The sequence below is a fragment of the Antrihabitans stalagmiti genome (assembly GCF_016482825.1).
Classification (GTDB): domain Bacteria; phylum Actinomycetota; class Actinomycetes; order Mycobacteriales; family Mycobacteriaceae; genus Antrihabitans; species Antrihabitans stalagmiti.
In genome coordinates this window covers 1-23,556 of record NZ_JAEMNV010000006.1, presented here as the reverse complement: position 1 = coordinate 23,556, position 23,556 = coordinate 1, and the positions used below count along the sequence as shown (strand labels likewise).

At 64.4% G+C, this 23,556-nt stretch carries 21 protein-coding genes and 1 pseudogene; 13 read left to right on the top strand and 9 right to left on the bottom strand.

What is annotated here, in order from left to right:
- Window positions 1–13: 13 nt before the first annotated feature.
- Window positions 14–1,909, bottom strand: coding sequence for a translational GTPase TypA (typA, locus tag JGU71_RS18535; RefSeq protein WP_199705780.1), 1,896 nt, complete (start codon window positions 1,907–1,909; stop codon window positions 14–16).
- A 217-nt stretch (window positions 1,910–2,126) separates the two neighbouring features.
- Here typA and JGU71_RS18530 point away from each other — a divergent pair, with 217 nt between their 5' ends.
- A complete protein-coding gene (locus tag JGU71_RS18530; RefSeq protein ID WP_199705779.1) occupies window positions 2,127–2,303 on the top strand; it encodes a hypothetical protein in 177 nt (58 codons plus the stop codon).
- 51 nt (window positions 2,304–2,354) lie between these two features.
- Here JGU71_RS18530 and JGU71_RS18525 read toward each other — a convergent pair whose 3' ends face one another.
- On the bottom strand, window positions 2,355–2,747 hold the full coding sequence (locus tag JGU71_RS18525; RefSeq protein WP_199705778.1) for a (deoxy)nucleoside triphosphate pyrophosphohydrolase: 393 nt from the start codon (window positions 2,745–2,747) through the stop codon (window positions 2,355–2,357).
- Between the two features lie 16 nt (window positions 2,748–2,763).
- Between JGU71_RS18525 and JGU71_RS18520 the strand changes: the two genes are divergently transcribed.
- The gene (locus JGU71_RS18520; protein WP_199705777.1) at window positions 2,764–3,051 is read left to right on the top strand and encodes a 4a-hydroxytetrahydrobiopterin dehydratase; all 288 of its coding nucleotides are present in this window, start codon (window positions 2,764–2,766) and stop codon (window positions 3,049–3,051) included.
- On the opposite strand, the gene JGU71_RS18515 is transcribed toward JGU71_RS18520, so the two are convergent.
- Window positions 2,996–4,297 carry a mannosyltransferase gene (locus tag JGU71_RS18515; RefSeq protein WP_199705776.1) on the bottom strand — a complete coding sequence of 434 codons (1,302 nt, stop codon included), beginning with the start codon at window positions 4,295–4,297 and terminating at the stop codon, window positions 2,996–2,998. The genes JGU71_RS18520 and JGU71_RS18515 overlap by 56 nt on opposite strands.
- 248 nt (window positions 4,298–4,545) lie before the next feature.
- On the opposite strand from JGU71_RS18515, the gene JGU71_RS18510 reads away from it, so the two are divergent.
- Window positions 4,546–5,313 (top strand): Rv1157c family protein, encoded by a 768-nt coding sequence (locus JGU71_RS18510; RefSeq protein ID WP_199705775.1) that lies wholly within the window; start codon window positions 4,546–4,548, stop codon window positions 5,311–5,313.
- 157 nt (window positions 5,314–5,470) lie between these two features.
- Here JGU71_RS18510 and JGU71_RS18505 read toward each other — a convergent pair whose 3' ends face one another.
- On the bottom strand, window positions 5,471–6,196 hold the full coding sequence (locus JGU71_RS18505) for a DUF1906 domain-containing protein (protein WP_307829716.1): 726 nt from the start codon (window positions 6,194–6,196) through the stop codon (window positions 5,471–5,473).
- 263 nt (window positions 6,197–6,459) lie between these two features.
- Here JGU71_RS18505 and JGU71_RS18500 point away from each other — a divergent pair, with 263 nt between their 5' ends.
- Window positions 6,460–6,819 carry a PLD nuclease N-terminal domain-containing protein gene (locus JGU71_RS18500; protein ID WP_199705773.1) on the top strand — a complete coding sequence of 120 codons (360 nt, stop codon included), beginning with the start codon at window positions 6,460–6,462 and terminating at the stop codon, window positions 6,817–6,819.
- A 37-nt stretch (window positions 6,820–6,856) separates the two neighbouring features.
- Here JGU71_RS18500 and JGU71_RS18495 read toward each other — a convergent pair whose 3' ends face one another.
- On the bottom strand, window positions 6,857–7,996 hold the full coding sequence (locus JGU71_RS18495) for a hypothetical protein (RefSeq protein ID WP_199705772.1): 1,140 nt from the start codon (window positions 7,994–7,996) through the stop codon (window positions 6,857–6,859).
- 160 nt (window positions 7,997–8,156) lie between these two features.
- Here JGU71_RS18495 and JGU71_RS18490 point away from each other — a divergent pair, with 160 nt between their 5' ends.
- Window positions 8,157–9,575 carry an acyltransferase family protein gene (locus JGU71_RS18490; RefSeq protein WP_199705771.1) on the top strand — a complete coding sequence of 473 codons (1,419 nt, stop codon included), beginning with the start codon at window positions 8,157–8,159 and terminating at the stop codon, window positions 9,573–9,575.
- On the opposite strand, the pseudogene JGU71_RS29950 reads toward JGU71_RS18490, so the two are convergent.
- Window positions 9,528–9,803, bottom strand: a pseudogene (locus JGU71_RS29950) (VOC family protein); the annotation flags it as partial. The gene JGU71_RS18490 and the pseudogene JGU71_RS29950 overlap by 48 nt on opposite strands.
- 78 nt (window positions 9,804–9,881) lie before the next feature.
- On the opposite strand from JGU71_RS29950, the gene JGU71_RS18485 reads away from it, so the two are divergent.
- Genes JGU71_RS18485 through JGU71_RS18465 form a run of 5 tightly spaced genes read left to right on the top strand, consistent with a single transcriptional unit; the run spans window position 9,882 to window position 14,803 of the window.
- Window positions 9,882–10,550 (top strand): GntR family transcriptional regulator, encoded by a 669-nt coding sequence (locus tag JGU71_RS18485; protein ID WP_199705770.1) that lies wholly within the window; start codon window positions 9,882–9,884, stop codon window positions 10,548–10,550.
- A gap of 57 nt (window positions 10,551–10,607) precedes the next feature.
- Complete coding sequence (locus JGU71_RS18480; RefSeq protein WP_199705769.1) at window positions 10,608–12,038, top strand: allophanate hydrolase; 1,431 nt, start codon at window positions 10,608–10,610, stop codon at window positions 12,036–12,038.
- The gene (locus tag JGU71_RS18475) at window positions 12,035–12,748 is read left to right on the top strand and encodes a cysteine hydrolase family protein (RefSeq protein ID WP_199705768.1); all 714 of its coding nucleotides are present in this window, start codon (window positions 12,035–12,037) and stop codon (window positions 12,746–12,748) included. Before JGU71_RS18480 ends, JGU71_RS18475 begins: the two co-directional genes overlap by 4 nt.
- A 12-nt stretch (window positions 12,749–12,760) precedes the next feature.
- A complete protein-coding gene (locus tag JGU71_RS18470) occupies window positions 12,761–14,368 on the top strand; it encodes a SulP family inorganic anion transporter (RefSeq protein WP_199705767.1) in 1,608 nt (535 codons plus the stop codon).
- Between the two features lie 9 nt (window positions 14,369–14,377).
- Complete coding sequence (locus JGU71_RS18465; protein ID WP_199705766.1) at window positions 14,378–14,803, top strand: RNA-binding S4 domain-containing protein; 426 nt, start codon at window positions 14,378–14,380, stop codon at window positions 14,801–14,803.
- Here the strand turns inward: JGU71_RS18465 and JGU71_RS18460 are convergent.
- Window positions 14,794–16,173 (bottom strand): wax ester/triacylglycerol synthase family O-acyltransferase, encoded by a 1,380-nt coding sequence (locus JGU71_RS18460; protein ID WP_233529772.1) that lies wholly within the window; start codon window positions 16,171–16,173, stop codon window positions 14,794–14,796. The genes JGU71_RS18465 and JGU71_RS18460 overlap by 10 nt on opposite strands.
- 93 nt (window positions 16,174–16,266) lie before the next feature.
- Between JGU71_RS18460 and JGU71_RS18455 the strand changes: the two genes are divergently transcribed.
- Window positions 16,267–16,731 carry a hypothetical protein gene (locus JGU71_RS18455; RefSeq protein ID WP_199705764.1) on the top strand — a complete coding sequence of 155 codons (465 nt, stop codon included), beginning with the start codon at window positions 16,267–16,269 and terminating at the stop codon, window positions 16,729–16,731.
- Here JGU71_RS18455 and JGU71_RS18450 read toward each other — a convergent pair.
- Both JGU71_RS18450 and JGU71_RS18445 read right to left on the bottom strand, forming a co-directional pair.
- Complete coding sequence (locus JGU71_RS18450) at window positions 16,721–17,236, bottom strand: OsmC family protein (protein WP_199705763.1); 516 nt, start codon at window positions 17,234–17,236, stop codon at window positions 16,721–16,723. The genes JGU71_RS18455 and JGU71_RS18450 overlap by 11 nt on opposite strands.
- 64 nt (window positions 17,237–17,300) lie before the next feature.
- Complete coding sequence (locus JGU71_RS18445) at window positions 17,301–17,768, bottom strand: hemerythrin domain-containing protein (RefSeq protein WP_199705762.1); 468 nt, start codon at window positions 17,766–17,768, stop codon at window positions 17,301–17,303.
- 86 nt (window positions 17,769–17,854) lie between these two features.
- Between JGU71_RS18445 and JGU71_RS18440 the strand changes: the two genes are divergently transcribed.
- Window positions 17,855–21,154: an ATP-binding protein gene (locus JGU71_RS18440; RefSeq protein ID WP_199705761.1), complete on the top strand. Its 3,300-nt coding sequence runs from the start codon at window positions 17,855–17,857 to the stop codon at window positions 21,152–21,154.
- Window positions 21,155–21,263: 109 nt separating this feature from the next.
- Window positions 21,264–23,396, top strand: a complete 2,133-nt coding sequence (locus JGU71_RS18435; protein WP_199705760.1) for an MMPL family transporter — start codon at window positions 21,264–21,266, stop codon at window positions 23,394–23,396.
- Window positions 23,397–23,556 lie beyond the last annotated feature (160 nt).

The window sequence follows — 23,556 nt, the reverse complement described above, 5'->3', positions numbered from 1 at the left end:
CGAGCCGCATCGATTACAGAGCAGCCTTGTCGCGAGCCTTACGACGCGACAGATCGCGCGCTCGCTCGGTCGCGTTGAGCATCACCTTACGCACGCGGACGACGTCGGGTCCGACCTCGACACACTCGTCCTGCGAGCAGAATTCCATCGCACCTTCGAGATCGAGCTTGATCGGTGTCGCGAGCGTTTCCATGACGTCGGCCGAGGACTGCCGCATGTTCGTCAGCTTCTTCTCACGCGTGACGTTGATGTCGAGATCTTCCTGGCGCGGGTTGATGCCGACGACCATGCCCTCGTACGTCGCAGAACCGGGCTCGACGAAGAAGGTGCCACGATCGGCGAGCTGAGTCATGGCGTAGGGGGTCACGTTGCCCGCACGGTCCGAGACGAGCGAGCCGGTGTGCCGTGCCCGGATTTCGCCTGCCCACGGCGCGTAGCCGTGGAAAACGGCGTTCATGATGCCCGTACCGCGAGTGTCGGTGAGGAAGTCGGTGCGGAAGCCGATGAGACCACGCGACGGGACGATGAATTCCATTCGGACCCAACCGGATCCGTGGTTGGTCATCTGCACCATCTTGCCCTTGCGGGCTGCGAGCAGCTGGGTGATCCCACCGAGGTGCTCTTCGGGGACGTCGACAGTCAGCTCTTCGAACGGCTCGTGCACCTTGCCGTCGACGACACGGGTGACCACCTGCGGCTTGCCGACGGTCAGCTCGAAGCCTTCGCGGCGCATCTGCTCGACGAGAATGGCCAGTGCCAACTCGCCACGACCCTGGACCTCCCAGGTGTCGGGACGTTCGGTCGGGATGACTTTGAGCGAGACGTTGCCGACAAGCTCGGAGTCGAGGCGAGCCTTGACCAGGCGAGCGGTCAGCTTCTTGCCACCGTTGCGGCCGGCCAGCGGCGAGGTGTTGATACCGATGGTGACCGAGATGGCGGGCTCGTCGACCGTGATCCGCTTCAGTGCAACCGGATTCTCGGGGTCGGCGAGCGTGTCACCGATCATGATTTCGGGGATACCAGCGATGGCGACGATGTCGCCTGCGACGCCCTCTTCGGCCGGATGGCGTTCCACACCCTCGGTCGCGAGCAACTCGGTGATCTTGACCTGCTTGATGCCGTCGCCGTGCATCCACGCGACGGTCTGGCCCTTCTTGAGCTTGCCGTTGTGGATACGAACGAGCGCGAGCCGACCGAGGAATGCCGAGGCATCGAGGTTCGTGACGTGCGCCTGCAGCGGTGCTTCGACATCACCCTTCGGCGCGGGGACGTAGCTCAGCAGCACGTCGAAGAGTGCGTCGAGATTCTCCGCGTCGGGAGCATGGCCGTTTTCGGGCTGCTCCTTCGACGCCTTGCCTTCACGGCCCGATGCGTAGAGAACGGGGAGATCGAGCGCGAGCTCCGCAGCTTCCGCGGCTTCGTCGTCGAGGTCCGACGCCAGGTCGAGCAGCAGGTCGTGGCTTTCCGAGACAACTTCGGCGATACGCGCGTCGGGACGGTCCGTCTTGTTGACAACCAGGATCACCGGCAGCGACGACGCAAGCGCCTTGCGCAGCACGAAGCGGGTCTGCGGAAGCGGGCCCTCCGATGCGTCGACGAGCAGCACGACGCCGTCGACCATGGACAGTCCACGTTCGACCTCGCCACCGAAGTCGGCGTGGCCGGGTGTGTCGATGACGTTGATGACAGTGACGCTGCCGTCTTCGTGGTGCTTATGCACGGCGGTGTTCTTCGCGAGGATGGTGATGCCCTTTTCGCGCTCGAGATCACCGGAGTCCATCACGCGGTCGACGAGCTCTGCTCGCTCGGCGAAGGCGCCGGATTGGCGAAGCATGGCGTCGACAAGGGTGGTCTTGCCGTGGTCGACGTGTGCGACGATGGCGACGTTGCGAAATGTAGTGCGCGACACGCTTGGTCTCCTGAGCTGATTCTCCCGCGCAAGGTCGATCGCACGGATTCTGGGCTGCCGTGGAACATGAAAGATCGAACGACGCGCTTTTGCGCTCGGTTCGGGCTACACGGCCACGAACAGACTACCGCGCAACACCGCTCCGAACTTCCAGCCGTCCGATTGAGGGTAGGCTCAGCTAGGCAAATGGGCAGCACAAGAGGAGCGAAAACCGGACATGGGCAAGGTCAAAGCCGACAGGGTCTCGGGCCTCAAACCGAAGAAGAAGTGTTGCCGCAGCAAGAATCGCTGCCTCAAATGCCCGGTCGTCATCATGCGAATGAAGAAGGCCGAGAGCGCAGGCATGACGGGCAAAGATCTGCGGAAAGCACTCAAGAAGGCTCGCGCGGCATAGGCCGCTTCGCGGCTCGTGCGTCTTTTCGGCGGGCCCGCCCACCGAAAAGACTCACGAGGCGCGCAGCGCCCGCTCCAGATCCGGCAGCCACATTCGGTCGTTCGGCACCAGATCCACAGCAGGCAATTCGGCTGCCGAGAACCAGCCGATGGCGGCGTGATCCAGCGCGCGAGGGATGCCCGACACAATCTCGGTCAGATACGCCCGCAGGACAAGGCCATCTGCCAACGGCACCTCGACGCCGATTCGCTCGCCCGCCTCGGTCTCGATGTCGAGCTCTTCACGCAGCTCGCGTCGCAATGCGTCCGTAGGCGTCTCACCTGGTTCGACCTTGCCGCCAGGCAATTCCCACAGCCCGTCGAGCGCGGCGGGCCGACGTCGCTGCGCAAGCAACAATCGACCGTCGACGACGATCGCTGCGGCAACCACCACGCAGACGTTCATGGCACCATCATGCGGTATGGCAACCAAGTTGACCGACCCCGAAATCGCCGCCGCGCTGACCGACCTGAACGACTGGTCGAAGGTCGACGCGACACTGACGAAAACCTTCGAACGACCGACCTTCCCCGAGGCGATCGACTTCGTTCGCGCGGTAGCCGTCGAAGCCGAATCGGCGAATCATCATCCCGATATCGATATTCGCTGGCGCAAGGTCACGTTCACACTGTCGACGCATTCCGAGGGCGGGCTCACCGAACTGGATGTGGCGCTGGCTCGGGCGATCGACCGACTCGCCGAAGGCTGAGCACACCGGTCCATCGGGTCGCGCCGAGCCAGACGAACCACGCTGCCACGCCGATCACGTTCACCGCACCGAGCCAGGCCAGAACACCTGGGCGTGAGATGTCCCACACCGACGTCTGAACCAACGTCAATGCCCACGGAACTCCCAGAGCGGTGGCCGCAAACCAGTACCAGGCCAGCGCTCGCGCACCGCGTCGATGCCGCATCGGTCCGTAGCTCAGCCAGATGAGCAACGGCGTCACCCACACCCAGTGGTGCGCCCACGAGATCGGCGAGACGACCAGCCCGAGGAACTGCACGACGAGCAACGCACCGAGAGCGTCCGACGCAGCGAGCGCACGCCAGGCAAGCGCGGCGAGGACAACCGCGATCGCCACCCCGACGAGCCACGCCGGACCCGTCCCGACGTCGTATCCCGCCAACCGGCTCAACGCTCCGCGCAGCGACTGATTCGCGACCGACCCGACTGGACCGATCCTGGTTGCGTCGCCGATCAGATTCGTGAAGTAGTCGCGTGACTGGTTGCCGATGAGGGCGAAACTCAGGCCGATCGTCGCTGCGAACGCGACCGCCGACCACCCGACCGTCGCCGGACGCCGTCTGAGGAGAAAGTAGAGGCCGCTGATCGCGGGCGTGAGTTTGACGCCGGCGACAAGACCGACGAGTGCGCCGCTGATCCACCAGCGGGCGCTTCGCGCAGCAGCGAGTACCGCCGCGACGATGAAGACGTTGACCTGCCCGCATTCGAGAGTCGTTCGCACGGGTTCGGTCCACAGGGCGACCGCGCACCAGATCATGGTGGCGTTGCGGCGGTCTGGCCGTTTGTCACCTTTCGCGGTGTCGTCCAAAGCGGTGTCGATCAGTTCGAAACTGATCCGAACCACGAGGTACATCGCGCCGATGGTCGCCACCTGCCACGCAAGGCCGACGACTGTGAACGGCAGGTGATGCAGCGGATAGAAGAGCAGCGCGGCGAACGGCGGGTAGGTGAAAGGCAACGCAAAGTCGGGACTACCGAACGAGGTGCTGAATTCGTAGAGCTGGTTGTCGGCCAGCGCTGCCGAACCGTCGACGTAGACACGCAGATCGACGAGGTTGAGGCCGTTGGCCGACAGCGCGGTCCACAGCAGTCGCGTCGCCGCCGACACCGTGAGCAATATGATCGCGACGGTTCGTAGCGGGAGCCTCGTTCGGGGTGCGCTGGGAGCGGAAGTGTGCAGGGCAGCTTCGACCTCGACGGCAGTCATCGGCGATGAGCCTATCGGCGCAAAGTAGGGTCTGCAGTTTGTTAGCATCTACCGAATAACAGTTGTATCAATATTCACTTTGATCACTCCTGTAACAGCTATCGTCACGGGTGGTGACCTGTCTTCGACAGGGGCATAGACTCCGCGGCTGTACAAGATCCGGGCGCGCTACATAGAGTGGCGTCCCGAGTCGGCAAGCACGGGCCACGGCCGGTTTTTTTGCATTACCGAACAAGGATGGGGACACAGTGCGTCGAACCCGAGGAACTCGCAGAGCCATTACGGCACTCGCGATCGCGGCTGCAGCCGCAATGGCCGCACCGGGAGTTGTGTCGGCCGAGCCGATCCCGGCAGTGCCTGCGATTCCGCAGGACGTCCCGATCGATGCGCTCGCCTCGCTCGCCCCAGCGATCCTCGGCGCAGCTGCAGGCCCCATGGACATCGCGGAAGGCCCGCAGGGCGCGCTCATCGAGCAGCTGAAGCTTCTGCAGCAGTCTCCGGCACTGCCCGAGCAGCTCAAGTCGACGCTCGACCGCATCATCAAATTCCTCGACGGCAGCGGTGGCGGTGGCCCTGCCATTCCGCCGTCGGACGGTCCCGTCATCTCCCAGTTCCTCTACCCGACGATCGGTAGGGGCTGCATCTCCGACACAGCAGACTCGGTCGGCACAGCGCTAGCCGTTGCCGGTCCCGCCAAACTGCCGCCTCCCGGACCCGCAGCGGGCCAGGCAGGCTTCGTCTTCACCGCGCTCGGCACCAAGACCGTCGCCGACACCCAGGGCGACAAGCTCACGGTCACGTGGCTGAACATCGACAACCGCAAGACGCTGACGCAGCCGCTGACCAACGCTTCCAAGATCAACCCGGACGGACCGGCAACGCTCTCGGCCATCGCCGACACCGGCCCTGGTCGCGTACTCGCGGTCGTTTCGGGATCGCTCACCACTCAGGCAGCCGACGCCGCACCGCGTACCTGCACATTCCTGCCGACAGTCGGAATGTTCTCCGTCGCATAACATCTCCACACATGCGAAAGCCCGGGGACGAAAGTCCCCGGGCTTTTGTGTTGGGTCGGAGTGTTGGTCGGGAGTTGATCGCGCTACGACGAACCGCCGGCCGAGCCGCTCGACATCGCTTGGTACAGCCAGCCGAGTGCGGTGTAGAGGAGGTCGATCATGAGAGAGACCACTGTCCATAGTCGGGGGCGAGAATCGAATTGAGGTCGATCCCGATGCCGTCGATCCGCCGCTTGTCGATCTCGAACTGATGCAGCTGCGCATCCGGATGGACGTAACCTTCCGGAGTTCCCCAATCGTGTTGCCAGAACCAGGATCCGAGGCCCGCGGCGGTTGCGAGGTCGATCGTCGGGGAGTTGGCGTAGACGCCCGTGTTCTCCTTGCCGACCACCGCTTGCCAGCCGAGCAGGTAGGGCGCGATCATCGTCGCGAATTCGATCGGGGTCGGATTGTCGTCGATCGACGCGTAGATCGGCCGATTCGCGGGACCACCTGCGGCAAGGTGCAATTCGAGTCCGCGGTCGGCGTGCCGTTTGCCTGCTTCGAGTCCGCCACGCCAATCGGCTGTCGTACCTTTGCCGAACTGATAGCAGGACACGATCTCGAGACCGGCGTCGGTCAGCGCCTCCGCCTCCTCGGCACGTAGGGGTTTGCCCATCATCCACTCGGCGCCTTTGCGGCGATCCGACACATACCTGATCGCGCCGACGTGCCCGGCCTCGAGGATCGCGTCGGCCGACGGCACTCCGCCGGAATAGTCGATGAGGGTGCCGAGGTCCGAATCAGCCTGCGCCACAGCGGCATTGACGCCCATAGCGGCAGCGCCGAGCGCGCAGGACCCTGCGGCGGCATAGCGGAACAGCTCTCTACGGGATACCTGCACTTGCGTCCTCGCTAACGGAATTTTCTTTCGATGACTACCGGCGCGCCTTCCCCAGTTCATTGATGCGCGCCGGTAGCTTCGATCGTTTACATATTTCACCACACTAACTCTGACGCCGCTAGACACTCGAGAAACTTTGACCTCATGAGTTTCAGCAGTCACAAGACTTCGTGATCGTCGCGCTCTCGCGTAATCTCGTCGCCGGGCGGGAAACACAACACACTTAGCGCGGCTGCACGCCGCGCACACCGGGGGGTAACACGATGCCGTACGCAATACTCGGCTTGATCACGATGGTGCTGTGGATCTACTGCATCGTCGACGTGATCACCTGTCCCGAAACCGAAGTCCGCAACCTGCCCAAGCTCGCCTGGTTGCTGATCGTGCTGCTGATTCCGACCATCGGCTCGATCGTCTGGTTGGTCGCCGGGCGACCCGTCGGCCCGGACAGGCGCTACGACAGACCGACTGCAGGCAGCTACGTCGAGTACGAACGACCGGGTCGGGCAGTCGCGCAGAACCCCGAGGACGACGCGGAATTCCTCCGCCGCTGCCGTGAACGCGCCGAACAGCAGCGCCTCGAAGCCAAGCGCCAGAAACGCCCAACCGACGACAGTGCGTAGGCCGGATTAGTCGGAGTAGTCGAACCAGGCGAACCGGTCAGGCGCTGGCAATCCGCTCCGCAACATCGACCGTACGACCACTCTGGTCGGCGACTTCCTCGGCGACGACGGCAGCGACCTGTTCGGCGATCTCCCGCTTGACGTTGCCGACCACACCGAGCATCGAAGCGCCGAGACCCTTGGCCTTGAGGTCGATCTTGATGGCATCCACCTCGGGCGCCGGAACGTCGACGACGATCACCAGATAGTCGGCCGCACGAGCAGTCAACACGAGCGGTATGCCGATCTCAGCCGTGTAGTGGTTCTGGCGGCCCATCGCGATCGTCAAGTCGAGGGTCACCGGGATGAGTACGTCGAAGACAACGATGTCGCCCGGACGTTTGGCGACCTTCGGCGTGCCGATGTTGCCGGTCGCGTTGACCTCCGCCATGTTCTTCGGACCAGCCTTCAGCGGACCGATCGTCAGCTCACGACCCGAGAGATCGGCGACACCGTCTTCGATACGTTTCTGCGTGATCGCGGTCTGATAGAACGCGGTGCCGAACTCCTCGTAGGTCATCCACGTGAAGTTCAGATCCAGGTTCTCCTTGGGATCGTCGTTGATTCGGGCAGCGATATCGAAGATCCGGCCGCGGAGTGAATCCTTCTCCGACAGCATCGCATTCAGCCTGGTAGCGACCTCACGGCGAATCACCTCGCCCATCGGTTCCAGCAGCCACTGCCATGCTGCGCCGAGCGCCTCGGCACGGACGACGAGCTTCACGTCGCGGTGTGTGATGCGCGGGATGTCGATGACGATGCGCAACGGACGTGCCGCGCGCGCCGACAGCACCAGCTTGATCTCGACACCGACCTGTATTCGAATTTCCTGCCCGAGTCGCAGGACTACGGCCAGCGATGCGGGGACAAGCAGGTCGTAGGCGACCTCGCTACCCTCGTGTCGGGTGATGGTCGGATCTCCGACATTGCCCTCGGCGACGAACCCTGCGAGCCCAGCGGGCCCCAGCTGCAGAGGCCCGATCTTGATGCCTTTGCCGGCCATTCCCTCGATCGCGGCCGTGATTCGATCGATCGTGACGGCATCGTCGAAGAATCGAGAGCCGAAGTCGCCGTAGCTGATCCACGTCAGTCCGCGGTCCGTCGTCGGCTCGGCCGAGTCGTGGTCGGTTTCGGTCATCTGCAGGTCCCCTTCGCCATCGCATCCTTGCGAGCAACGGACCTACGATACCTGCGGTTCGCCGCGCAAATGTGCGTACTCGACAGGTGACTCGAATACTCACACTCGATGAGTAGTTCTCCTCTCCAACGCCGCTCTACGTGAAGGCACTGTCGTTGACATGCCAACTTTCGAGTCGCGGACGATCCGCTCCCCCTTTCCGAGTGCAGCGGAGGTCGAGGCGAACACACCACCGCAGCGGGATCGGTCGCTCGATTTCGTTCGCTTGTTTTCGTTGGTCGTTGTGATTGCCGGACACGGCATCATGCTGCTTGTGACGGTGGGTCCGGACAGCCTGATCTTCGGCAATCTGCTGAGCGAATCCTTTGCGCTCCAAGCATCGACGTGGCTGCTGCAGGTGCTTCCGCTGTTCTTTTTCGCGGGCGCCGCCGCAGGTGCACTCGGGTGGCGACGCGGTGCCGGCTGGGGCGCGTGGCTCATGCGACGCGCGCAGCGACTCTACCGACCTGTCTTCTTCTACGTTGCCGCGTGGATCGTCATGTTGATTGCCGCGAAACCTGTTGTCCCACAGTATGTACACAACGCGGTCGCGGGGTTGAGCATCCAATTGCTCTGGTTCATCGGCATTTACGTCGTAGTTCTCGCGTTCGTTCCGGCACTGGCTCGCATTACCCGCGCAAGTCAGCTCGGCTTCGTTGTCGGCGGCCTCGTCGGCGGAGCAGCACTGATCGACGCGGTTCGGCTCAACGGTGGCCCGATGATGATCGGCTACGTCAATATTCTCGTGTGGCTCATCCCGGCGGCGCTCGGTGTCGGCTACGTTCGCGGACTACTGGCCCGCCGTTGGGCACTGCGGATCGCCACTGCTGCACTCGGTTTCGACGTCGTGCTCGTGACCGCCGGACCCTACGACGTGAGCCTGGTGACGATTCCAGGTCAGCAACTGTCGAACATGACGCCCCCGTCGCTACTGCTCGCCGGGCACACCATCGTGCTGTCGTGTCTGTTCGTCGTCGCGGCACCGTGGTGCGCACGCGCCATGCGGCACGCTCGATTGTGGTGGTTCGTTGCGATCGGCAACCGGGGCGCCATGACGCTCTACCTCTGGCACATGCCCGCGCTCTTGATCGTGAGCGCGGTCAGTCACGTTCTCGGACATGACCGTTCGACGCCGACGCAGCCGGGATTCGGCACGCTGCTCCTCGCCCAACTCGTGGCGTTCGCTGCGACGACCGCTGGGCTGTTCGTACTGCTGCAGCCGCTGGAGAACCGGCCGATCGATCGGTGGGACGACGCGGTCGCCGAGGTCGGTGGCGTCCGCAATATCGTGGTCGGCGCCGTCGTGATCTGCGCAGGTCTCGCCAATCTGCTTGCTGCCAAATGGGGACTCGCAGGCCCTGGCGTGTGGTGCACGGGCGCCGCGGCCGCATTCCTACTCCTGGCTCGCCTGCAGACCCGGGTCCGGCGGACGGACGACGCACCACTCGTTACCTTCGGGGTCGAGCAGCACCTGAAAGCTGCCCGCCGTGTCGGACACGACCCCGCCGACCGCGACGGCGCCCATAGTTATTGCAGCTGAGGTAGCCACGCCGATGTCGTCGACAAGGACGTCCAGGTGGACCCTGTTCTTCACCGCTTTGGCTTCGGGCACCCGCTGGAACGCCAACCTGGTCCACCCCGGCGGATCGACGTAGGCCCAGGAGTCGCTGCGACGCACCGGATCACCGCCGAGCACGGTCGACCAGAAGGTGGCAAGGAGCAACGGCTCCGTGCAATCGAAGACCACTTCGTCGATGCGTCCGAGCATCGGCCGAGCCTACTCGCGGGAGTCGGCGCGGCCCGGCCATACCGAGCGCACCGACAGAATTTTCGTAGACTGTCGACAATGGCCATGCCGGAATCACGCGAGTCGCTCCCGATGAGTCTCGTCGAACTCGCAGCAATGCGGGTCCGCGACGAGATTCTCAGCGGCGCCCTCGAGCCCGGCGAGCGCATCATCGAAGAGCAGCTGTGCGGCAGATTGGGCATCAGCCGAGCGCCACTGCGCGAAGCTTTGCGACTGCTCGGTCAGCAGGGTCTGGTCGAGCATCTCCCCCGGCGCGGATCACGTGTTGCAACCTGGTCACCGACCGACATCCTGCAGCTCTACGACCTCCGGCACCTGCTTGAGCGGTACGCGATCGAGAAGGCGCTACCGCTGCCCCAGGACGCCGAGGTCGATCCCCTCGCGCGCATCCGGACTGCCCTGGCGGAGATGGAACACCATGGCGAACACGGCGACGAGCTGGCCAAGGACGACGCCCATCGACGTTTTCACGCCGCGGTCGTCGGTTTGGCCGACAATCGCCAGCTCGAAATCGCCCTCGAGCCCGTGCTGCTGAAGCTGCAGCTTCCGATGGCCATCAATTTGCGCGAGGAAGCGCGGCGCCACGATCCGCAGGACGGCATTCGCAGACACCTCGCGATCCTCGAGGCTCTGGAAGCCAACGACGTCGACCGTGCGGTCGCTGCGGTCGAGCACCACGGCGAGTTGTCCTACCTCGAGCTCGGATAACACAATCGACACGTAAGCGTTCCAGGGACGCCACGCATTCTGTCGACAATCGACAGCATGACTTTTTCTGCATGCGGAACTGGACCTGTGCTCGGGCCGTCGGTCGCGGAGATCGTGGACTCGCACGCAAGCGGCTCGGGCTCGCCCGTCAAGACCGCGATGCGGGTCGCCGACGCGATCGAAGCGCGCGGCGACGACGGCACCTGGATATCGGTGGTGCCACGCGATCGACTGCTCGCTGCGGCGCGTGAAATCGAAGCACGCCCCGGCGCGCGAGCCCTCCCGCTCTACGGTGTGCCCTTCGGAGTGAAGGACAGCATCGACGTGGCAGGCGTGCCGACCACGCTCGCCTGTCCCGACTTCGCCTACACGGCCGAAGAGACTGCACCCGCGGTGGCGCGACTGCTGGCAGCAGGCGCGCTGTACGTCGGAAAGACCAGTCTCGATCAGTTCGCGACCGGGCTCAACGGCACCCGAACGCCGTACCCGATTCCTCGAAGTGTGTACGGCGACAACATGATTTCCGGTGGTTCGAGTTCGGGCTCGGCACTCGCCGTAGCTCTCGGTCAAGTCCCGTTCTGCGTCGCAACCGATACCGCCGGATCCGGTCGAGTACCTGCCGCGCTCAACGGCGTGGTCGGCTTCAAACCGTCACGCGGCGTGATCAGCACCGTCGGCTTGGTTCCGGCCTGCAAGTCGCTGGACTGCATCACCGTGATGGCGGGCTGCATCGAAGACGTCGACCGCACCTTCGACGTGCTTGCCGGACTCGACGACAACGATTCGTGGAGTCGATCACGCGGACCCTCCTACGGCGGCACACCGATTCGGATCGGCCTCCCCGACGCAACAGATCTCGAATTCTTCGGCGACGAGTCCATGGCGGCAGCACATTTCGCGATTCGCAAGAAGATTCTGCGCAGCGCAGCGACGACGGTCGCAGTCGGCCTCGGACCCTTTCTCGATGCGGGTGCGCTCCTCTACCAGGGGCCATGGGTCGCCGAACGCCTCGTCGAGTTCGCCGACTTCCTTGCCGCACAACCGGATTCGATCCATCCCGTCGTTCGCGACATCCTGCGCAGCGGCGAAAAGTACACGGCTGTCGATGCATTCCGAGCCCAGCAACGACTGCAGGAACTACGAGCCGAGGTCGGGCGTGGGTGGCGAGACATGGACGTTCTGGTCCTGCCCACGATCGGCACGACGTTCACCGTCGACGAAGTACTTGCTCGGCCGATCGAATGCAACACCGTACTCGGGCACTACACACATTTCGGAAACCTGCTCGACCTCGTCGGTGTGGCTGTGCCGATGGGACTTACGGCCGACGGCCGACCCGTGAGCGTGATGGTGCTCGGGCCGGCCCTGTCCGACGACACGGTGCTGCAGGTTGCCGCACAACTGCTCGACGAGCCGCGCAGTCACTCCGATGAGCTTGCCCACGAGCCACTTTCGCAATCCACCTACACGCTAGAGGAGCAACTGTGAATACCCCGACCGTTTCGTCCGCTCGTCCGTCACCGTTCACCCTGACGCCGGGCGCGACCGCACTGATCGTCATCGACATGCAGCGAGACTTTTTGCTGCCCGGCGGTTTCGGCGAAAGCCTCGGCAACGACGTCGCGTTGCTGCAACAGGTGGTCGGTCCGCTGACCGACCTCCTCGCCGCGGCACGAGCGGCAGGCATCCTCGTTGTGCACACCCGGGAGGGCCACGAACCCGACCTCTCCGACTGCCCTCCTGCGAAACTCGCGCGCGGTAACCCGTCACAGCGCATCGGCGACCCAGGTGCGTTCGGGCGCATCCTGATTCGCGGCGAGTACGGCCACGACATCGTCGACGAACTCGCTCCGATCGACGGTGAGGTCGTCATCGACAAGCCGGGCAAGGGCGCGTTCTACGCGACGTCTCTGCAGGATGTGCTTGTCGCCGAGGACATTACCCAACTTCTGGTCACCGGAGTCACCACCGAGGTATGTGTGCACACGACGGTGCGTGAGGCGAACGACAGAGGCTACGAGTGCCTCGTCGTATCCGATTGCGTCGGTTCGTATTTCCCGGACTTTCAGAAGATCGGTCTGGACATGATCAGCGCGCAGGGCGGCATCTTCGGGTGGGTCGCCGACACGTCCGCTGTGATACCGGCACTTGCCGCGCTCGCAGAGTTTTCCGCCTCGTCCACCCGCCAAGCCAGCTGAAGGGATTCCGTCATGAGTACAGATGTAGACACCCCGTCCGAATCTCCCTCCGACACAACGCCGCCGACCCCACCGCCGGCATCCGTCAAGGCGCTGCCGTGGTGGACGCGCGGCGACACCAACGCCTTCTTCGGCCTCGGCTTCAACATCCTCGTCAACGTCCTGACGCTGACGGTGCTGATGACCGGAGTAGTGAAACTTCCCGGCGACGACGTGTTCGGCACGGTCCTACCCGCGCTCGGTATCGCATTGATACTCGGCAACCTCTACTACACGCTGCTTGCCCGCAGACTTGCCAAGCGCGAAAACCGCACCGACGTAACGGCATTACCGTACGGACCAAGCGTTCCGCACATGTTCATCGTCGTCTTCGTCGTCATGCTGCCGGTGTATCTGGCGACGAACGACCCCACCGCGGCGTGGCAGGCCGGGCTGGCATGGGCGTTTATGATCGGCGTCATCGTGATGATCGGCGCATTCGTCGGTCCCTACATTCGCAAGCTCACCCCGCGCGCCGCAATGCTCGGCACGCTCGCAGGAATCTCGATCACCTTCATCTCGATGCGACCGGCAGCGCAGATGTGGGAAGTCGCCTGGATCGGTCTCCCTGTACTCGCGATCATCCTGATCGGCTTCTTCACGAATGTGAAGCTGCCAGGCAATATTCCGGTCGGCTTGGCCGCATTGCTGATCGGCACGGCGATCGGGTGGATCGGCGGCTACATGTCCGCTCCCGATGTGTCCGCGGCAGTGCGTGACATCGCGATCGGGCTCCCCGACCTGCGCCTCGACATGCTCTTCTCCGGCCTCGGTGACCTTGCGCCACTGCTAGGAACCGCAATCCCGTTGGGCATCTACAACTTCACCGAAGCGATGAGCAACGTGGAGAGTGCCGCAGCAGCAGGTGACGACTACAACCTGCGCAGTGTCCTGCTCGCCGACGGCGCCGGCGCGGTCGTCGGTGCTGCTTTCGGTTCGCCGTTTCCGCCGGCCGTCTACATCGGGCACCCCGGCTGGAAGGACGCGGGCGGTCGGATCGGCTACTCGCTCGCCAGCGGCTCCGTCATCGGATTGTTCTGCTTCCTAGGGCTTTTCGGCGTACTCGCGACGATTCTGCCCATCCCTGCGATCGTCCCGATTCTGCTCTACATCGGTCTGCTGATCGGCGCCCAGGCCTTCCAAGCCGTACCGAAACTGCATGCTGTCGCGGTGGTCGCGGCACTCCTACCGAACCTCGCGCAATGGGCGAGCGGATTGGTCGACAATGCACTTGCCGCAGCGGGCACGACGGCTGACAAGGTCGGCAGCGAAGCGCTCGGCAACGCCGGAGTCGTCTACGACGGCTTGAAGACACTCGGCGAAGGTGCGGTGCTCACTGGACTGGTTCTCGGCACCATCGTCACCTTCATCCTCGACAAGAAGCTCGTGTACGCGGCGATCGCCGCCGCGGTCGGAGCCGTCCTCTCGTTCATCGGACTGATCCACGGTGAATCCGTCGCGTGGGCCGCCAACCCGACTGTCGCGCTCGGGTACGTGTTGTTCGCGATCGTGTGTGCTGCATACGCACTGTTGCCGTCGGCCAAGACGCCACCCGAGGTCGTACAGGACGAGGTCGCCTAACCTGGTTTCGTGACGACGGCACGGGTGGACAGTTGGACGTGGGCGGTGCGGCTTTTCAAAACGCGGTCGAGCGCGGCGACCGCCGCCCGCGCCGGCCACGTTCGCGTCAACGGTGTCTCGGTCAAAGCGGCGCACCCCGTACGAATCGGCGACGAAGTGCGGGTGCGTGTCGCGGGCACCGAGCGGATCGTCGAAGTGGTGCGCATCGTGACCAAACGGGTCGGCGCTCCGATCGCAGCGGAATGCATCATCGACCGAAGTCCGCCACCGCCGCCCCGTGAGGTTCTCGCGTCGATCCCGCAACGCGACCGCGGCGCCGGGCGGCCGACCAAACGTGATCGCCGCGAACTGGACCGACTGCGCGGGCACTCCTCAGCAGATCAGGTTGCGGCAGAACCGTTCTCGCCAGATCAATTCTCACCAATTCAGGAGTAGAACGACTCCAGTTCGACCAGCGCCGACTCCAGATACGCCGCAAGCTGACCGAGGTCGGGTACGGCGTCCGGACATCCGACGATGCCGAAATCGAGTGTGCCTGCCAAAGTCGTCGCATTGATTGCGACGGCAAGTCCGTCGTCGAGTACCGATGCCGGATGCAGGGCAGCGAGGCGCGCACCGTTCCAGTACAAGCGTTCCATCGGTCCCGTCACATGCGACACCACGAGATTGAACGGCGGCGGCGCGGAGGTGCGTACGCCGGCAAGCATCTTCGGCGTCATCGCAGCGACCGACGACACCAACGAACTTGCCTTGCCGACCGAACTCGCCATCTTCCTGCCCGTCGCGAGCGACGACTTGATCGCAGTCAAGCGATCGCCCGGATGTTTCGTCGTCGTACCCAGCTGGCAGAAGACGGTCTCGACCTTCGCATCCGCGTTGGCGTCACGCGTCCGTTTGACGACCGGAACCATGGCGACCAGCGACGTCTGCGGCAACGCATTGCGGTCGAGCAGATAGTTTCTGACGGCACCTGCGGTCATTGCGAGCACAAGCTCGTCCAGGTCGGAACGCGAAAACCTGCGGACGACGTCGAGGCGGCTCGACGTGAACGAGCGCGTGACGAACTCCCGTCGCGCGCCGACCGGAACGTTGAACATCGTCTTCGGCGCCCGGTACGGCACGGCAAGGTTGCGGTCGGCAAGTGCGCGACCTGCAACCCGCGCCGAGTCAGGGACCATCTCGGCGAGTCCGGTCAGGCGTTTACTACCCATCCGCAACAGCGATCCGAGGCTGGTGTCCGGTGTGGGCTGCGGGGCTTGCGGGGCTGCAGGCGCGGGTTTGCGAGCAGCGATCTGATGCCAGGGCGCCCGGACCGTCGTGTCGGTGGGATCCTTCGACAACGTCCGCTGGACCAGTTGGACCAACTGCACGGCGCTCACCCCGTCCATAAGTGAGCGGTGCACTTCGAGGAACAGTGCGAAGCGGCCGTCTGCCAGCACATCGACGAGGTAGGCGCCCCACAGTGGCCGCTCGCGGGTCAACAGCGTGCCGTGCCAATCCGAGACCGCTGCGAGAAGTTCGTCGACGCCTGCGGGTTCAGCGATACGCATGAGCCGTACGTGTTTGCGGATGTCCACGTCGAGGTCGGTACTCCAGGCGAGCGGACCGACAACTCCGCCCATGGCCGTCATCGGCTTCTTGCGGAACTCCGGCGCCAAGTCGTGGTCGGCAACGATCTGCTCGTAGAGCGCCTCGACGAACTCCGAACCCGCGCCCTTCGGCGGTTCGAACAACATCAACAACCCGACGTGCATCGGGTGGTCGCTCGATTCCGCGAGGACATAGGACGCGTCGGTTACTTGCATGAACTCCACGCGGGGTTCCTCCGATGCGACGCGGTTTGCTGGTTGCCGCATGGTACCGGTGCCCCGGTCCCCCGCGCTCGCTATCCTGCCGCCATGACTGTCCTCGCAATTCTGGTGCTGGTCGCCCTGCTCGCCGCCCTGATCTTCTCCGGCTACGCGCTGCACAGATTTGTGATCCGACCCAACCGCAAAACTCTCGCGTACCGCATGTCGAAGGACTTCGACAACGAGAAGGTCGTCCGGCAACAGTTGCTCGTCGACCTGATGTGCGTCGAATCGGACACAGCGGCGGCCGTGAACGGCTTGGGCGCACTCGTGCTGTCGCCGCGCCGCCTCTGGTTTCACCATTCGGATTCGCTTGTGACGCTGGATATTCCGCTGACCACCATCACCGAGTGCACGCTGGTCCCGCGCCACCTGGGCAAGTCGACCGGGCGTCCATTGCTTATGGTGCGCTACACCACCGCGGCGGGACCGGACAGCGCGGCGTTCCACCTGCCCTATCCCGACGAGTGGCGACTCGCCCTCGACAATCTGCGTAAGCCGATCAGTTCGTGACGAGCGTCGTGTGGACCGGCGTCGGGTACCGCGAAATGTCGAGTACCGGGCAATGCGCGTCGGCGGCAGTTCGGAGTTCGCTGTAGCGCTCGGCCGACTCGGGGCCGGTGATTCGCACCGCAAGCCGAACCTCGCCGAAACCCGCACGGACATCGTCGTTCAGCCCGAAGAAGCCCTGCACATCCAGATCGCCCTCTGCCTCGATGGCGAGATCGTCGAACGCGATTCCGAGCTTGTCCGCCCAGAATCGGTACGTGACGACCTGGCACGAGATGAGGGCCGCCAAGTAGAACTCGACGGGATTCGGTGCCGAGTTCTCGCCGCCGAGGGCGGGCGGTTCGTCGACTGCGATGGTGTAGTTGCCCAGCGTTATCGAGCTGCCGACCGCGCCCTGCGAGGTACCCGACCCACGAAAGACGACGTGCGCGTTCGCGGGACTGTCGGCGACAGCGGCCGCCGTCGCGTCGATGATTGCGCCGAGCTGAGTCGTCGATGCTGTTGTCATGTGCCCGAGCCTATTTCGCTACTCCACGCGACGCCGCGATTGTAATCGCGCTGAGTCGAAGGGTTCACCCGTCCTGGGAACGCACGCTCAGGGTCGACCACTCGGCGGCTGTGAGGGCACGTTCCGCGACGGGTAGAAGTTGCGATTCCTCCTGTGCCGCATGCTCTTCGAGCACTTCGGAAAGGGCATCGAGTGCAGCGGTGAGGCGCGCCCGTTCGATCGCCGCAGCGGCACCGACGAATGCTGCCGTACGTGCTTGCGCGCAGGTCAGCAGGCGGTCTATCCGTTCGTGCTGTTCCTCGGCGCAGAGCACGAGCACCGAGTCGGCGGGCGCACGGTCGAGCACTGCTGGCCACACGATCTCGTCCTGCGATCTGGTGTGACGGCGCAGTGCAGCGACGGCTCCGGCCAGTCGTCGCGCGACCTCGGCAGCACCGCCGCGATCACCGTCGGCAACACCCTGCACGAGTCGGTGCAACGTCCGAAAAACTCTGCAGTGCTCGTCGTGCAGCAAAATCGCTCGATGGTCCACGGACCAAGGGTGCCGCGAGCGGCTTGTAGCCGACTAGGAACGCGGTCGGCGCTGCTGCCACCGGGCTTGTCTAGGCTTGTCCAGCTATGGTTTCGATCCGCGTGCTCGGCTCCCTTGACGCCGCAATCGGGCGCGAGAGCATCGATGTGGGCGGTCCACGCCAACGAGGTGTCCTCGCGCTACTTCTCGTTGCCCGCGGGGAGGTCGTATCGGTGGATCGTCTCGTCGACGATCTGTGGAAAGGCGAACCACCGCCCCGTGCACTCGGTGCGCTGCAGGCCTACGTTTCCAATCTGCGCAGGGTGCTCGAGCCGAACCGACCGCCGCGCGCGCCGGCCGAGATCTTGGTCAGCCAGGCACCCGGTTATGCCCTGCGTCTGGCTACGTCGGCGGTGGATGCCTGGCAGTTCGAAGCCGACGTCCGCGCGGCCGCGACTATCGACGATCCGATTCGCCGCCACACAGCGCTGGATGAGGCTCTCGGGTTGTGGCGAGGCCCAGCGTTTGCGGAGTTCACCGGCGAACCGTGGGCGACTGCCGAAGCGCACAGACTCGACGAGCTTCGACTCTCCACACGTGAACGACGGGCTGCCGCCGCACTCGACGCGGGCGACGCCATCGCCGCCGCTGCGGACGCCGAAGCACTCACCGGCGAATATCCCCTACGCGAAGAGGGCTGGCGACTACTTGCTCTCGCCCGCTATACGGCAGGCAGGCAAGCGGAGGCGTTGTCCGCGCTACGACAGGCCCGCGACGTTCTTGCCGAGGAACTCGGCATCGATCCGGGGCCCGCGCTGATTCGTCTAGAGGCCGATCTGCGTGCGCAACGGATCCCGGTTCGTCAGCCGGAACCCGCGCGAGCAACAGTCGCACGCAACGAGCCAATGGACACCGCCGTTTTCGTCGGCAGAAAGCCCGAGTTGCAAGCTCTGCATGCCGTCGCCTCGACGCCTGCGCACGGCGGGCGGTCGCGGGCGGCTCTTGTGTCCGGCGAGGCGGGTAGCGGTAAATCGACTCTGCTGCAACGTTTTCGGACCGAACTCGAAGCCGACGGTTGGCGCGTCGTCGTCGGCCGCTGTCCTGAGACCGACGGCGCTCCCCCCGCCTGGCCGTGGGTGGAGTTGCTGCGTTCTCTCGCCGGCGAGGTGGACCCCGGTGAGCATCGCGACACCCTCGCACCCCTGCTCGACGACCGTCGCGGAAACGCCACCGACCCGAACGCGGCATTCGGCCGTTTCCTTTTGCACCGAGCCGTCGCTACCTACCTCGACACTGCAGCGCGCGATCGCCCACTCGCGATCTTTCTCGACGACCTCCACCGCGGGGATGCCGAAACCCTCGCACTGCTCAGCAGCGTCACGGAGTCGTCGTCCGTGTTCACCGTCGTTGCCTACCGACCCGACGAAGTAGGTCCACAGCTCGAACACACACTCGCGGGCATCGCGACCTCCACGCAGGCGCGGATCCGACTGACGGGCCTGAACGCTGTCGACGCCGCACAACTCGTTCGGGCGGTCTCCGGCGTACTTCCGGACGGTTCCACGATCGAGAAGCTCACGGAGCGTACCGGCGGAAATCCGTTCTACCTGCGCGAAAGCGCGCGTCTACTCGGCAGCGAAGGTGAGTTGGTCGCGACCTCGGAAGTGCCGGAAGGGGTAAGGGACGTGCTGCGCAGGCGGTTCGCACGGCTCCCCGAGGTTGCGGTGTCGATACTGCGACTGATGGCCGTGATCGGCCGCAACGCCGAGGTCGACGTGCTGCTGCGTGCGGCCGAGGTGGACGAGGACACCGTCCTCGACGCACTGGATGCAGGGGTTGTTGCCGGGCTGCTCGACGAACCGGGTCCAGGCCGGGTGCGATTCACGCACGCACTCGTTCGCGACACCCTGTTCGGCGATCTGTCTCGGCTCCGACGCTCGCGGTGGCACCTACGGGTCGCCGAGGCGGTCGAGGCTGTTCGGCCCGGCGACGTTGCGGCCCTGGCGCACCATTTCGGCGAATGCCTTTCTCTGGCAACCGCGCGTCGCGCCGCGGACTACGCGATCGCCGCGGGCGAGCAGGCCGAACGGCGGTTCGCGCACGATCGTGCGGCAGCCTTCTATTTGCGAGCGGTGGCTGCACTGGACGTGCTCGACAGCGCAGGCACGGTGACACAGCAGAGTGTCGCGTCGCACGTGGACCTGATCTCGCGGGCAAGCAAGGCCTACCTCGCGTCCGGCGCCAACATCCCAGCTCGCGAAGCCAGGGACCGCGCTGCATCGCTCGCGGCCGCCGCAGGCCGCGACGACTTGATCGTCGCTGCCCTCACAGCCTGGGACGCGCCGACGCCGTGGCTCAACAGGATCTACGGGACCGTCGACGACCGCTTGGTCGACATGATCGAAAGCGCTTTGAGCACAACAGAACTTACGCCGGCGCAGCGTTGCCGTTTGCTCGTCGTTCTCGTCGAGGAAGTCAGCGGCGAACAGTACGAGAAAGCGTGGGCTGCAGCGACGGAGGCAGAGCGACTCGCACGCGAGATCGGCGATCCACACGTCCTCGGACTGGCGCTGAGCAGCAACCTGTCCCTACACGACCCGACGATGACGCGGTCCGCGCGCGACCGGCTTGCGGCGGAGATGATCGTGCTCGGTACCGAGTACAACATGCCTGCCATCGCCTTGATCGGTCACTACGTCGCCATGCAGGCCGCGGCCGCATTCGGTGAAATCGAGCTCACTGTCGAGCATCTCGATGCCGCAACGGCCATCGCTGACCGCTATCAGTGGCGCCAGGCGCAAGGCACCAACATGTCGGCTCGCGGGTTCGTCGCGCACGCCCGCGGCGACCTCGACGAGGCCGAAAAGTGTTATGCGACAACAAACGACATTTTCGTACGGCACGGTGCAACCGATGCAACCGGCACCTACGCCGTCGCGCTCTTCTCGATTCGGCTCACACAAGGCCGGGTCGGCGAGCTCGCACCGATCATGACCGCGGTAGCGACGTCCGCGCCCGACGCCGTCGCGGATCCACTCGCCGTCGCACTGCTGGCCATCGGCGACACCGCCGGTGCGCGCGCCGCACGGCAGCAGGTTCGACCGATTCGTATCGACTTCTTCCGATCACTGTTCCTTGCCGTCCGCGGCCTGGCTGTCGTCGGGCTTGGAGCACACGACGAGGCTCGTACCGTGTACAACGAGCTACTGGCCTATGCCGGTCAAATCGGTGGTGCGAGTACAGGTTCGGTCGCCATCGGACCGACGGACACAATCCTCGGCGACCTTGCCATGTTGCTCGGCGACACTGCAGTGGCGGCCGCGCACTACGAGGTCGCCGAACAACTGGCGGTGCGGTGCGGCTGCCCGCAATGGATCGACGAAGCGCAACGTCGTCTCGGGCACTGACGCCTCGGAAACTGACGGACTCCAAGTGTTCTACTAGTGGCCACGCCCATCCTGACGAAGACAATTCTCGATTACGAGGCTCTCGTTTACACAGTCTTCGGAGGACACCATGAGTTCCCTACTTCATAGGGTCGGTGCGGCGAGTGCGACTCGGCCGTGGCGCGTGATCGGCATGTGGGTGACCCTGGTGCTGATCGCATTCGGATTGGCCGCAGGAGTCGGCGGTAGCCCACAGGACAACTACACCATTCCGGGTGTCGACGCGCAGGCCGGCACGGACCTCCTCACCGAACGGTTCGTCGAATTCTCGGGAGCCGACGCTCGCATCGTCGTGCACTCCGACACCGGCAAGGTGCCCGCCGGCGAACTCACCACGTTGAGCGAGCGACTGTCGAAGGTGGCAGGCGTGAGCGCGGTCGCTCCCCCACGGGTTTCGGCCGACGGTGACACCGCGCTGATCGACCTCAGCTACAGCGTCCCCGTCACCGACTTCAGCGGTACCGAAGGTATCGACGCGCTCAGGGCAGCGACCGCACCGACCGAGGATGCCGGCTACCAGGTCGAACTCGGCGGGCAGATCCCCGAAAACATCTCGGCGCCTTCGGGTGTGGCGGAAGCGATCGGCATCGTCGTCGCCTTGATCATCCTGGTGTTCGCGTTCGGTTCGATCGTCGCCGCCGGATTGCCGCTCGCGGTTGCGTTCGTCGGCGTCGGAATCGGGTCCGCGCTGATCACCGTCATGGCCGGCTTCACCGACATCAGCAACATCGCGCCGACGGTCGCAACGATGGTTGGCATCGGTATCGGCATCGACTACGCATTGTTGCTGGTCACACGCTATGCCGAAGGACTACGCGGCGGGATGAGCGTCGTCGACGCCGCTGCCAGAGCCAATGCAACGGCAGGCATGTCGGTGATCTTCGCCGGTACCACCGTCCTCGTCTCGCTGTTCGGTCTGAAACTCGCAGGCATTCCGGTCTACTCGTCGTTCGGCTACGCGACGTTCGCGATGGTCGCCTCCGTCATGTTGGCGTCGGTCACCTTGGTTCCAGCGCTGTGTGGTCTCGCCGGTCATCGGGTGTTGAGCAAGCGCAGTCGCAAAGCGACAGCAGTTGTGGCGGCGGACGCACCCAGGGTCTCCAAGACCGAACTCTGGGCGACCAGGGTCGGTGAGAAGCCGTGGCCGTTTGCCGTTGCCGCGCTGCTACTTTTGCTGCTGCTGGCAGCGCCCGTACTGCAGATGCGCACGTGGCCACAGGATTCCGGCAGCCAGCCGACGTCCAACACGACCCGACTTGCCTACGACATCGTCAGCGACGAATTCGGCCCGGGCGCCAATGGACCGTTCATCGTCGCCATCGATCTGGACCACACCTCCGACAGCGAGGTGAATGCGCTGGTCGCTACGTTCAAGGCTGATCCTGGCGTCGCGCAGGTGTCCCCCGTGATCCGCAACGCGGCGGGCACAGCAGCGATCGTTCGGGTCGAAGCGAAGACCGGACCGCAGGATGCCGCAACGCCCGAGACGCTCACCCGGTTGCGGTCGGCACTGCCGGAGACCTCACACGTGACAGGTCTGACGGCGATCTTCTCCGATATCTCGAATCGGTTGGCCGACAGGTTGTGGCTCGTGATCGCGGTCGTCGTGACGCTGGCGGTAATCCTGATGACTGTGGTGTTCCGCGCACCGGTGGTTGCCTTGAAAGCTGCTGCAATGAACCTGCTTTCGGTTGCAGCGGCCTACGGCGTGATGGTCGCGGTGTTCCAATGGGGTTGGGGCGCGGAACTTCTCGGCCTACCGCACGAAGTGCCCGTGTCCAGCTGGGTCCCGATCCTGATGTTCACGATCCTGTTCGGGCTCTCCATGGACTACGAGGTGTTCCTACTCTCGCGAGTCAGGGAATTGTGGCTGAAGACGGGCGACGCCCACACCAGCGTGATCAAGGGGCTCGCGTCGACGGGTCGCGTCATCACCAGTGCGGGTGCGATCATGATCGCGGTGTTCGCAGGGTTCGCGATGGATTCCGACATCACGGTCAAGATGATGGGCGTCGGCCTCGCGACGGCGGTTCTCGTCGACGTGACGATCGTCAGGATGGTGCTCGTCCCTGCGACGATGTCGATCCTGGGCAAGGCCAACTGGTGGATCCCGGCCTGGCTCGATCGGGTGTTGCCGAAGTTCGACGTCGAAGGCAGCGATCAGGCGGGCGAGCCGGCCCCCAAGGAGCCGATAAACGCATAGGCAGCAAGCTGCTCGTGAGTCCTTTCGGAGGTTGGGACCTCTGTTGAGTCCACATACATATGAGACACCTGATGTCTACATACATGTGGGACAGGTTGTTGGATAGATAGGTGATGGCACCTGAGACCGGGCTTGGATCGATCCATGCCCAGATCGGATG